At 44.6% G+C, this 12974-nt stretch carries 9 protein-coding genes; 5 read left to right on the top strand and 4 right to left on the bottom strand.

The features are described 5' to 3' along the window. The first annotated feature begins 257 nt into the window (after positions 1-257). The 5 genes from rimO to FEF09_RS19360 all read left to right on the top strand — a co-directional run bounded on the left by rimO (position 258) and on the right by FEF09_RS19360 (position 7287). The gene (rimO, locus tag FEF09_RS19380) at positions 258-1565 is read left to right on the top strand and encodes a 30S ribosomal protein S12 methylthiotransferase RimO (protein ID WP_146306653.1); all 1308 of its coding nucleotides are present in this window, start codon (positions 258-260) and stop codon (positions 1563-1565) included. A gap of 123 nt (positions 1566-1688) precedes the next feature. Continuing rightward, complete coding sequence (locus FEF09_RS19375) at positions 1689-3434, top strand: DEAD/DEAH box helicase (RefSeq protein ID WP_146306652.1); 1746 nt, start codon at positions 1689-1691, stop codon at positions 3432-3434. Between the two features lie 151 nt (positions 3435-3585). Next, entirely contained in the window at positions 3586-5526 is a 1941-nt protein-coding gene (gene glgB, locus FEF09_RS19370) for a 1,4-alpha-glucan branching protein GlgB (protein WP_146306651.1), read from the top strand. Positions 5527-5680: 154 nt separating this feature from the next. Then, complete coding sequence (locus FEF09_RS19365; protein WP_146306650.1) at positions 5681-6577, top strand: DUF4382 domain-containing protein; 897 nt, start codon at positions 5681-5683, stop codon at positions 6575-6577. A 95-nt stretch (positions 6578-6672) separates the two neighbouring features. Next, the gene (locus FEF09_RS19360; RefSeq protein WP_146306649.1) at positions 6673-7287 is read left to right on the top strand and encodes a toxin-antitoxin system YwqK family antitoxin; all 615 of its coding nucleotides are present in this window, start codon (positions 6673-6675) and stop codon (positions 7285-7287) included. A 192-nt stretch (positions 7288-7479) separates the two neighbouring features. Here the strand turns inward: FEF09_RS19360 and FEF09_RS19355 are convergent, their stop codons facing one another. From FEF09_RS19355 to FEF09_RS19340, 4 genes are all read right to left on the bottom strand, one after another. Continuing rightward, complete coding sequence (locus tag FEF09_RS19355; RefSeq protein WP_146306648.1) at positions 7480-8148, bottom strand: phosphatase PAP2 family protein; 669 nt, start codon at positions 8146-8148, stop codon at positions 7480-7482. A 117-nt stretch (positions 8149-8265) separates the two neighbouring features. Continuing rightward, entirely contained in the window at positions 8266-8667 is a 402-nt protein-coding gene (locus FEF09_RS31640; RefSeq protein ID WP_222597040.1) for a KGG domain-containing protein, read from the bottom strand. 622 nt (positions 8668-9289) lie between these two features. After that, positions 9290-11602, bottom strand: a complete 2313-nt coding sequence (locus FEF09_RS19345) for a glycoside hydrolase family 31 protein (RefSeq protein WP_146306647.1) — start codon at positions 11600-11602, stop codon at positions 9290-9292. Between the two features lie 295 nt (positions 11603-11897). Next, positions 11898-12806, bottom strand: coding sequence for a WD40/YVTN/BNR-like repeat-containing protein (locus FEF09_RS19340; protein ID WP_146306646.1), 909 nt, complete (start codon positions 12804-12806; stop codon positions 11898-11900). Positions 12807-12974 lie beyond the last annotated feature (168 nt).

Raw genomic sequence — 12974 nt, 5'->3', positions numbered from 1 at the left:
GCCGGAGAGGGCTGATAATAGGAAGAATTCATATATTTCACATCATCAAAATATTGTTTTAACATACAATTCGCAATTGGTAATTGACAATTCACAATTAAGTATTACCTTTGCAATTCTTTAGTTAAATAACCCCCACTTAGGCTCATAGTCACATAACAGTAAGTCTCGCTGTTCTCTTCAATTCGTGTCTGGATGTCTTCGTGGCGGTAAGCAACCGGGTGTCAGGCCCTTTTGCCAGATTAAAATATTCGCGCTTGAAGACAAAAACTTTAAAGAAAGATAAGGTTAATATTATTACGCTTGGCTGTTCCAAGAATATGGTTGATTCTGAAGTGCTCAGCGGTCAGTTACTGGCCAATGAAATCGATGTAGTGCATGAAAGTGCCAAAAAGGATCACAATATTGTTGTTGTCAATACCTGTGGCTTTATTGATAAGGCCAAGGAGGAATCTATCAACACCATCCTGGAACAGATCGAGTTGAAAAATCGGGGCCGACTGGAAAAAGTATACGTAACAGGTTGTCTTAGCGAGCGTTATCGCGGAGATCTGGAAAGTGAAATTCCCGGTGTGGATGCCTGGTTTGGTACAATGGAGTTGCCATTGATCCTGAAAAAGTTCGATGCTGACTACAAGGCAGAGCTGATCGGTGAACGTCTGCTGGCTACTCCGACGCATTATGCTTACCTGAAAATTGCTGAAGGATGTAACCGTACCTGCTCATTCTGCGCTATTCCGTTGATGCGCGGTGGTCACGTATCGCGTCCTATCGAGCAACTGGTAGCAGAAGCAGAAAAACTGGTGAATTCAGGTGTGAAAGAGATCATGCTGATTGCACAGGAGCTGACCTACTATGGTCTGGATCTGTACAAAGAGCGCAAACTGGCCGAACTCTTAAGAGCGCTGGCACAGGTAAAAGGTCTTGAATGGATCCGTCTCCATTATGCTTACCCGCACAAATTCCCGATGGAAGTGCTGGACGTAATGAATGAATTCCCGAACATTTGTAAGTATATTGATATGCCGTTGCAACATGCGGCCGATAATATGCTCAAATCCATGAAACGTCAGATCACACGCGTTGAAATGGAGGATCTGATTACCGCTATCCGTGCAAAAGTACCCGGCATCTGTCTGCGTACCACGCTGATCACCGGTTATCCGGGTGAAACGCTGGAAGACGTGGAAGAGACCAAACGTTTCCTTGAAAAGATGCGTCTGGACAGGGTGGGCGTATTTACGTATAGTCACGAGGAAGGTACCAGTGCTTACGAGCTGGAAGATAATATCCCTGCAGAAGAGAAAGAACGCAGGGCGCAGGATATCATGGAAACGCAACAGGAAATTTCTCTCGAGAAAAATCAGGAAAAAGTTGGCAAGGTATTCCGTGTAATCGTAGACAAAAAAGAATCAGGCCGTTATCTGGCGCGCACAGAATTCGATTCTGTGGAAGTAGATAATGAAGTAATCATTAACACCAGCAAACGCCTGAAACCCGGAGAATTTGTTAATGTCAGGATCACTAAGGCATATGATTATGACCTGGAAGGGGAACTGGTGTAAACAAATAACAGTGCGATCCATTGTGATTGTTGACCGGCACTAAATTTTATTTCAAGAGTAATCAGTTTAACAAAACTGAATAGTATACCAAGGCTCCCGACGGGGCCTGATCAAAGCAAATCAATGACTACATTTGAAACTTTAGGCTTACAGGAGCCCATCTTAAAAGGAATCCAGGACCTGGGATTTATTGCACCTACGCCAATTCAGGAAAAAGCTATTCCTGTGTTATTGGGTGGAGACCGGGACTTTGTAGGTTTGGCCCAGACGGGTACAGGAAAGACGGCAGCATTTGGCCTGCCTCTGTTACAGCAGATTGATATTAAACAGCGTCATCCCCAGGGATTGATTTTGTGCCCAACACGTGAATTATGTTTACAGATCACCAATGACCTGAAGAATTTCAGTAAACATCTGGGTGATGTAAGCATCGTGGCTGTGTATGGTGGTTCAAGCATCGTACAGCAGTTGCGCGATCTGAAAAGAGGAGTGCACATCGTAGTGGCTACTCCCGGCCGTTTGCTCGATATCATCGAAAGAAAGGCAGTTAATTTTGCGAATGTACGCTATGTTGTACTGGACGAAGCAGATGAAATGCTGAACATGGGTTTCCAGGAAGACATCAACAATATATTATCCAATACGCCTGAAGAGAAAACCACCTGGTTGTTCTCAGCTACCATGCCTCAGGAAGTACGCCGCATTGCGCAGAAGTACATGTCAGATCCTTTCGAACTGACCGTAGGTAATAAAAACAGCGGTAACGCTAACATCGAACACGAATACTATGTAGTACGTCCGCGTGAAAAATACGCAGCACTGAAACGTATCGTGGATTTCAATCCTGAAATCTTCGGTATCATCTTCACCCGTACTAAAATAGAATCACAGGAAATCGCAGAATCACTTATCCGTGACGGTTATAATGCAGATGCTCTGCATGGTGACCTGACGCAGCAGCAGCGTGATAAAGTAATGAAACGCTTCCGTGAAAAATCATTACAGGTACTGGTAGCAACTGATGTTGCTGCACGTGGTATCGACGTTGATAACGTAACACACGTAATTAACTACGAACTGCCTGATGACGTAGAAAACTACACACACCGTAGCGGTCGTACTGCACGTGCCGGTAAGTCTGGTGTTTCCATCGCGATCATCACTGGTCGTGATACCGGAAAGATCCGTCAGATCGAAAGAGTGATCGGTAAGAAATTCACCAAAGTTGATGTGCCAGATGGTTTCGCAGTATGTGAAAAACAGCTGTTCGGCCTCGTTCATAAAGTACATAACGTAACCGTAAACGAAGAGCAGATCGAACCATATCTGGAACGCATATTCGAAGAGTTTGCATCCATGACCAAAGAAGAGATCATCAAACGTTTCGCTTCTCTTGAGTTCAATCAGTTCCTCGAATACTATCAGGATGCACCTGATCTGAACGTGAAAGAAGAAAGAAGATCTGCTGAGGGTGGCGAGCGCAGAAGCAGCAACGGTAAATTCACCCGTCTGTTCATCAATCTGGGTTCAGTAGATGACTTCACCCGTGGTGATATGTTACGTTATCTGTGCGACACCAGTGGTGTACGTGGCAACAAAATCGGTCGTATCGATCTGAAAGGTGTTTACTCCTTCTTCGAAGTAGAAAACGATGTTGTGGAGAAATTCCAGCAGACTTTCAAGAAAGCAGAATACAACGGTCGTAGCGTGCGTATCGAAATGTCTCAGGATGGCGATAAACGTCGTTCCGGTGGCGGTGGCCGTCCTCCACGTGAAGGTGGTAGCGGTGGCAGACGCTGGGAAGGTAGCAACAGCGGTGGCTCCGGCTCCGGTGGTAGCCGTCCCGGTGGTTTCAGAAAAAGATACTAGTCGGTAGACTGAAGTAATAATAATTGAGCGTCCGTAGGAGATAGTAAAACTATTTCTTACGGACTTTCTCTTTTAATTATGATTCTTTCCGGTCTGATACTTGATGGTGTTAGTATTTACGCTATATTGTTACTCTTAGCAGTACCCTATTATGACAGCAAATAAAAAGTCGAAGTTACAGCCGGTAGTACCCTTTTCCCTGCTTTCCGCAAGGGATGTAGAACTGTTTCAGGAAGGAACCCATGCGCATCTGTATGAAAAATTCGGGGCGCATACATTGGAATATGAAGGCGTAAAAGGAACCTATTTCGCTGTCTGGGCACCGAATGCTGCTTACGTCTCTGTGATCGGTGATTTCAACGAATGGGATCATTATAGTCACACTTTGTACCCAAGATGGGACAAGTCCGGCATATGGGAAGGTTTTATCCCACAGGTTAAAAAAGGCACACTCTATAAATATTTTATCAGATCCAATTCCGGGGAAGAACTGCGAAAAGGAGACCCTTATGCCAACTACTGGGAACAGCGTCCGCTGACGGCTTCTGTGACCTGGCAGCTGGATTATAAATGGAAAGATAAACGCTGGATGGAACAGCGTCACAAACATAATAGTCTGGAGAGTCCTTTCAGTGTATATGAAGTACATCTGGGCTCATGGCGTCGTCCGGATAAATCAAACCACGAAGTATTCTACACATATGCGGAGATTGCCGCCATGCTGGTGCCCTACGTAAAAGATATGGGTTTCACGCATGTGGAACTGATGCCGGTAATGGAACATCCTTTTGATGGATCGTGGGGCTATCAGGGCACCGGTTATTATGCGCCTACCTCCAGATATGGTTCTCCACAGGATTTCATGGCTTTTGTAGATGCTTTTCATCATGCAGGAATTGGTGTGATACTGGACTGGGTACCATCCCATTTTCCTTATGATGCACACGGTTTATACCGCTTCGATGGTGCACATACTTACGAGTATGCGGACATGCGTAAAGGCTATCATCCTGACTGGAACAGTTATATTTTCAATTATGCCCGTAGCGAGGTACGTTCATTCCTTTTGAGTAATGCCGTATTCTGGCTTGAGAAATTTCATATAGATGGCCTGCGTGTAGATGCAGTAGCCTCCATGATACACCTGAATTACTCCCGTGAAGCGGGCGCATGGGAACCCAACGAACTGGGAGGTGAAGAGAACCTTGAAGCGGTTTCGTTCCTGAAGCTCATGAATGAGACGATCTACAAGTTATTCCCCGACGTGCAGACCATCGCAGAGGAATCTACCAACTTTTATGGCGTATCCAGACCTGTATATATGGGCGGACTCGGATTCGGAATGAAATGGATGATGGGTTGGATGAATGATACCCTCGCTTATTTCAAACGGGATCCTGCACATCGTAAATGGCATCAGGACCAGCTGACCTTCAGTATTGCCTATGCATTTACAGAGAATTTCATGCTGCCTCTCAGCCATGATGAGGTGGTACACGGGAAGTCTCCTATGATGTACAAAATGCCGGGCGATGACTGGCAGAAACTGGCGAATCTGCGCCTGATGTACAGCTATATGTTTACCCACCCGGGTACGAAGTTGCTGTTCATGGGAGATGAATTCGGGCAGACAACTGAATGGAACTATAAATCAGAACTGGACTGGCACCTGCTGGAACATGTATCTCATCAGGGATTACAACGATACGTGAAGGCACTGAACCATCTGTATACTTCAGAGCCTGCGTTATATATCAAACAATTCGAGTACTATGGCTTCGAATGGGTGAATGTATCCGATTATGACAATAGTATACTGGCCTATCTCCGTAAAAGCTACAAACCGGAAGAGGACATGCTGATCGTCCTGAATATGACCCCGGGTGCCCATGAGCATTATCAGCTGGGTATAGACGGCGCGGGAACATGGCGTGAGATCCTTAACAGTGACAGTGAAGAGTTTTTCGGTAGTGGAGTAGTGAATAACGGTCTGCTGGAAGCACAGGCACATCCCCTGAATGGTAAAAACCATTCTTTACAGCTGCGCATACCCCCGCTGGGCGCGGCTATTTTCAAAAGAGCAATAAAATAATCATATAAATGGTTGATAGTCCCGATGTTTAAGAATATATAACAGTTTTTCCTATTCTGTTAAACTTTTGTTTATTTTTGCCATCTAAATACTGCCTTACTCAGAGAAGTACTCTTCTGACGCGGCGTATTATTAACCATAAACCATTCTTTTTATGAAGACCTATCTCCGAACCACCGGATGGGGACTAGCCGCATTATTGCTGTTGGCTTTCGTTTTCCATGCCTGCCAGAAGGACAATTCCGCGTCCTTGTCACCTGGTCCAGGGCAACAAAGACTAAACATTTATTTGTCAGATGATCCGGGATTTTTCGACAATGTATTTCTGGACATCCGTAGTGTGAAAGTGCTGGTAGATACCTGCACAAGTACCCGCGACAATGACGACAACTGGGGCGATGATTATCACCGCTGCTGGTGGTGGGAAGACCGCCGTGACGACAAAGACAGTTGTCAGGTATGGGACTCTCTGGGTATCCGCGCAGGTGTGTACGATGTACTCTCCCTGCGTAATGGTACAGACACCATTCTGGGCGATGGTATTGTTCCAAAGGGAAAGATCAAAAAGATCATGATCACTCTGGGCGACAACAATTATCTGGTAAAAGACAGTGTGACCTATCCGCTGAAGTCAGCTTCCGGACAGGTACGTCTGGTGATCCAGGTACGTCATGATGAATGGGAAGAATTCTCGGATAACAATTTCCGCCTCTGGCTGGACTTTGACGTAGATCGTTCCATCATTCAGACGCGCAGGGGAGAATTCTTACTGCGTCCGGTGATCCATGTATTCACGGTGAAACAGACAGGTAGTATTTCAGGTAAAGTCAGCCCATGGCAGGCATTCCCTGTGATCACTGTTTACAACGATCAGGACACGGCCTATGCATTACCATGGAAGAATGGAGAATATAAACTGAGAGGGTTGAAAGCAGGTACTTACAAAGTGTTTGTAAATGCTTCCAATGGTTACAAAGACACTACAGTCACGGGTGTTACTGTAAGCAGAGGTGATAATACGAAGGTAGAAGAGATTAAGTTGAAGAAATAGGAAAATCAGGTTTAAGCAAAAAGACGACTAATGATACCCGGCGCAACTTTGTTGTGCCGGTTTTTTTTATACCTACTTTTGTACAAATTAATCCTATGAGAAAACTGAGTGTATTTTTAATGCTGCAATTCATGGTACTGGCGGCTTTTGCCCAGATGCCAAAAATGCGGGTCAACAAGGTGGACGAGCAGCAGCGCAAACAAGGCGAATGGCAGGAGGAAATGCCTGAAGTGCGCGGAGAGCCGGGCTATAGCTGGGAGGGTACGTATGTCGATAACAAGAAGGAGGGAATATGGAAGAAATATGCCTTATCCGGATCCATTATCGCAGAAGAGACCTACAAACACGATCAGCTGAATGGCTACGCACGTTACTTTTATCCCAACGGTAAGATCAGTGCGGAAGGTGCTTTCGTTGCAATGGACATTAATGGTGAGGTAGACTATTTCAGAATAGTGGATCCGATCACCGGAGATGAAAAATTTGAAGAAGTAAAAAGAGATGGTAGTTCCCAGCGTAATGGTATGTGGAAAGTGTATGATGAGGATGGAAAGATGATAAAAGAGTACTACAGACGCGGAGAACCAGTAACAGAAGAAGAATTTGGGAAAGCACCGGCAAAACCGGCCGCCACTGAAAAACCTGCCACACCTCCGGCACCACCTGCATTACCTCACCAGAATCAGAAGAAAAAGGGTACTAAAGGATAATCATTCAGGTACTGTATCAAAAAGTCTCAATAGAAGCATCGAGGGCATTAGCAACGAACTGACTGTAGCCAATCAGAAGGTCTCATCACAACGAAAAGGGCAGACGAACCTACAATTTTGAACGAAGTAACCAATCATCTAAGGAGAAATATTTTGGGCGCCCTGGTCTATATGACCAGGGCGCTTTTTATGTTATGCAGCAATTTTCTTTCTGCTCAGAGAGCCATCCCAGCGCGGATCTTTAAAGAATGACCAGGTATCGGACCATGTCAGCCAAAGTAAGGTCACCACTGTTGCAACAACCGAACCTCCGGTAACATCTTCCAGAAAATGCTGACTCATATACATGCGGGAATAAGCGACCAGCAAGGCAAAGAGCAGATAGAGATATCCCATCTTTTTGTTGGGGGTGATATAGGTGAGTACTATCGCAATGGTGAATGCGCAGGCGGTATGTCCTGAAGGGAAGCTGAAGTTGTTGGACAACAGTTCCACATTTGGAACATAGTATATCGGATGCGTGTGATCAGCGAAGTAAACGCTGGGTCTGGGCGCATTAAACAGGTTTTTAAGCGTGACATTGACTGCAGTGCTCAGAATGAGGCTGGAAGCCATTAAAAAGCTGCTACGATAGCTAAAGAACAGGAGCAGCAGGCATATGACTACCGCTGAAACGGAGCTGCCCAGTTCTGTCATGTAGGGAAAGAATACATCACCTGCGGGAAAGTGCAGGCCATTGATGAAAAAGTAGATGTCTTCTTTAGACTGTAAAAGTTTAACTGCCAATATGAGTAACAGTATACTGAGATAGGGCAGGAGGAAGGGATAAAGACGACGGGAATTAGCAATAAATGTTTGCAAAGGATGCTCGTTTTAACAATTAAATATTTCAGACAAATGTATAAAAAAAGGAACGCCCGGTATGTACTTAAATACGTACCAGGCGTTCCAGTTAAAGGAAATAAACTGTGTGTTGTATTACACAGAAGAATTTGTATTATCCTTTTGTCTTTTTTTGTGAGCAGCCTCCCCGCCTTTTTTCCCTATTTCAGCCATGTGCTGTCTGTTTCTGCTAACAGCAACACCACCTTTACGGCCTGCTTCGCGGGCTTCGGCGGAATTAAACTCGTGAGCAACACCCTGTGCGTGAGCTGCGCGTCCGCCTTTACTGGCTATAGCGCGTTGCATCGCTGCATCCATGGATGCGAAACCACGTTTATCTTTACGGCTTGTTGTCGTTTTGTCTTCTGAGGGAGTTGAATGTTTGTTCTCTGCATTACTTCCATGTGCTGTTGATTCTCTTGATTCACGGTCTTGATTGTGATTTTCCCTTTCCAGTTTGTCCTGCTCTGTGAAGTGATTGCTTTGTTCTGCAGCCATAAGAAATGAATTTTGAAAGGTTAAAAAATGGGTTCCATCTAACGTAGGAAATAGAATCTGATTCGTGAAAGTAGGCACAACTATTATGCCGCGTATGAAAGATCCGTTGTATAACCCATTGGATAACAACTTTACACGTTTGATTTCTCACATTTTTATAATTAACGTGGAGTAGAATTGACAAACTGTAGCGTGAGAACGCCAGTTGAAATTAGATAATATAAAAAGTGAATGAAATGTTAAGAAATGTCACATTGACGATAGTGATTATCGGTTTGTAACGTGGCATTAACATAAGCTGAGCCGTTCACAGATTTTGCATCTGTTCATTTTGTTCATTTTGGTTATACGACGTTTGTATGCTTTGCGTATAAGTTATAACATCCTAATTTTGGATAACTCTAAAGTTGGCATAGGTTATGAAAAGGCACTAAGATCTCAATCTACAGTGCCCTTTTTTTAAATAGGGTTTAAAACTACAAAACCCAAATTCTGTGAAAGAATTTGGGTTTTATAATCAGTAACAAGTCTGTTTCTGTTACTTATCTGATAATGAGATTTTCGAATTTACGTTCCACCACAATGTTCACTACATTCCCCACAAAGTTAGCAGGAGTCAGCTTTACAACGTTTCCATCCAATACGTATTCTTTCGCTTTGAACGGTAAGCCATGTACGGAAATATTATGTTTTCTGTAAGCTGCATTGTATTGGCCGAAGTATTTTTTCTCAGAGCAAAATGAGATTTTTCTGACCGTTGTTTAAAACGGATATCATTATACTGACCATTTTTATAGCCGTAATGATCGCCTGCATCTTCGTATAATGAACTGCTATATTCTTCTGTTGAATAATAAACATGCAGCATCATTTCTTCGGTATTGCGTTCATCTACATGCTGTATCTTCGGATAGTTCGGAATAACGGCACCGGCTTTCACGAATAGTGGCATTTCATCCAGCGGTGTGGCAATCTTAATGACCTGACCGCCGGTATAGGTCTGATCATTCCAATAGTAATACCATTGTCCTTCCGGCAGGTATACTTCTTTTTCTTTCATACCCTGTTCAGACACATGACTGATCAGCAAAGAATCACCTAACATGAATTCATGCGAGCGGTCATAAGTTTGTTTGTCATGTTGTGCCACGAATGCCAGCGGACGAAGCATTGGGGTACCAAAACGGGAGTATTGCCAGAAAGTAGTGTATAAGTAAGGCAGCAGGCTGTAGCGCAGCTGAATGAACTTTTTAGCGACGGCTTCGTATTCAGTACCGAAACTCCATGGTTCCTGATTAAAGCCGGTTTCATTACTTGCGGAGTGCGTACGCATCAGCGGATGGAATACTGCCAGCTGTATCCAGCGTACGTAGAGTTCGCCATCAGGTTCTCCGATAAAACCGCCGATATCACTTCCGACGAAAGAAATACCGGACACTGCCATGCGTTGTGCCTGTACAGATGCCAGCCACAGGTGATCCCAGCTGGAAACGTTATCACCGGTCCAGAAGGATGTCCAGCGTTGTGCGCCGGCATAACAGGAGCGGGAGATTACAAACGGTCTGTTGGGCATGAGGTACTTTTTCATACCGGCAGCGGTCGCTTTACTCATCAGATGTCCGTAGACATTGTGTGCCTTACGATGGCTCACGGCTTCTCCGTCATAATCATGGCGTACATCTTCAGGGAAGGTACCCATTTCGAATACGGCGGGTTCGTTCATATCATTCCAGACACCTCTCACACCTACATCGACAAGATCCTTAAACAGACCAGCCCACCATTTACGTACTTCCGGATTGGTATAATCAGGGAACACACATTTGCCCGGCCATACATCACCTTCCATCAACGCACCATCTGCGCGTTTACAGAAGTAATTATTTTGAATACCTTGTTTATAAATGTTGTAATCCGGATCTACTTTGATACCGGGATCGATGATTACGACTACCTTGAAGCCTTGTGCCGCCAATTCTTTAATCAATCCTGCGGGCTCAGGGAAACCTTCCTTACTCCAGGTGAAGCAACGGAAACCTTCCATATAATCAATATCCAGATGGATCACGTCGCATGGAATCTCACGTTTACGGAATTCTGCGGCTATTTCTTTCACACGTGTATCCGGATAATAGCTCCAGCGGCACTGCTGATAGCCTAAGGCCCACAATGGGGGTAATTCGGCTGTGCCTGTAATGCTGGTATATCCTTCTGCCACTTTCAGCAGTTCAGGTCCGTAAATGAAGTAATAATTCATTTCTCCGCCTCTTGCCCAGAAGCTGGTAGCATTATCTCTTTCTTTACCGAAATCGAAAATTGTACGGAAGGTATTATCGAAGAAAATACCGTATGCCTTACCACGATGTAAACCATAGTAGAAAGGAATATTACGATATAATGGATCAGTATCTTTCTGGAAGCCATAAGCGTCTGTACCGAAGTTTTCCATACGCTTGCCATGCAGGTTAAGATCGGTAGGTTTATCACCCATACCAAAGAAGCATTCGTCTTCCTGAATCTGTTTACTGCAATACACGATCTTACCGCCTTTCTGCAGGTAGTACTGCCAGTGGAAGCCCAGTTCGTCCTGATTGATAATACAACCATCCAGGTCTGTGATGGTAAGACGCAGATCATCTCTTGAGATGTAAATGCGTAATGCCTCTGTATAGATTTCGAAATTTTCTTCAAACTCGTGCAGCCCGAAGTTTACAGGCGATTCTTCCAGTCTGTCACTGACAGCGTAAGAGAAGTCTCTCTGGAAATTACCGTCAGCTGCGTAGCGGAAACGAACGATCTTGTCTGAGATGATCCTTACTTCCAGGATTGTTTCTGTTGTATAAAAGTAGAAGTAGTTTCCTTCTTTTTTCCAGTCTTTGATATTATCCGGATAATGTTTCGCCGAATATTTCCCCGAGGAGGTTGTTACTTGCATTAGATCGCTTTTAAATTTCCTGAATCAATGTTCAAGTGTTACGTTTGGTTGTAGGACTGCATGAACAAGTTGATTCCCTTTCCCTGTCACTACCCAAATTAGGTAAAAAATATTGTTTTAACACGCTTTTGCGGTGGAGGCTGTTTACCAGCCGTTTACCGGTAAAAATAACACATTCGCTAAAACGTGTATGTAACATATTCGTGTATATCCTACCTTGAGTAGCATTAATGTACTTTTTGCTTTAACCTATTTTTTTCCGGGGGTGTTTTTTTGCACCCCTTCTTCATAAATATTACTGTTGCATTGTACGGAAGTGCCCGGTTTTTTTACTACCTGCCAGCCATACAAATACACCACCCGGTGCTACACCTGCAACATGAAATCCTTCCTTGCTGATATTGCGCCAGTTCAGACCGCCATCTTCAGAAATATCGGTACCTGAAGGACCTGTAGCGATGTATTTTTTACCTGCAATATGTTGCACGCAGGAGCGATAACCGCCCGGAGAAGTTGTTGCTACCTGCCAGCTGCGACCACCATCTTTTGTGATAAAGCAATTATTTGTTGTAACAGTATCCTTCAGATAATCTCCGCCGACAGCCACACCATTCAGCTGATCAGCAAATGCAACAGAAAAAGCACCCTGACTGGATTCGCCTTGTATGAAGTGCCAGTTGCTGGTTTTCCATTTGTCCCATCCTATAAAAAAGCGGCTCTGTTTGCCACCGGTAATAAAGCAGGCCTGTCCATCGGGTAACATCCGCAGACTGGTACCGCTGGCAGCAAAAATAGCTTCCCCTTCTTTAGCTACAGGTAATTTAGCAGGTGGGTCAGCCTGCCAGGTCTTACCGCTATCCTTTGTACGGATAATGGTAAATTTTCCATCTACCGGATCCCCGATGGCCATCCCTTCAGCGGCGTTCTTAAAGACCATGCCGTCAAAGAAAATACCTTTTGCTGTATTAGTGTAGACTTCTTTCCACGATTGACCGCCATCCGTGGTAAGTACAATGTGAGCAGGTTCACCTGCGTTCAGCAGCAGCGCCCGCTTATCGCTGAATGCTACCAGTGAACGCCAGTCACAGGTATCATAGCCAGGAACAGTCAGCCATTCCCAGTTGGTACCGCGATTTGCAACAGAACGTCCGACCTTTCCTTCCGTACCTGATACCCAGATAACGCTATGGTTTACAACGTTCATACCTCGAATACTCTTAATAGGCGCCTGTTCCGTCCGGATAACGTAACCGGACTGGGCAAAGAGCGGAAAAAAGGCAAATGAAAAAAGAAAGCTTAAAAAAAGTGTTTTACAGTGGGAAACCTTTACTGTGGCAGGTGTCGTTTTGCTGTACATGATGTTTTCTGGTTT

It is taken from the genome of Chitinophaga pinensis (genome assembly GCF_007896845.1).
Classification (GTDB): Bacteria; Bacteroidota; Bacteroidia; order Chitinophagales; family Chitinophagaceae; genus Chitinophaga; species Chitinophaga pinensis_C.
Note: the sequence above shows the minus strand (reverse complement) of the source record. Positions and strands in the feature narration are given on the sequence as shown.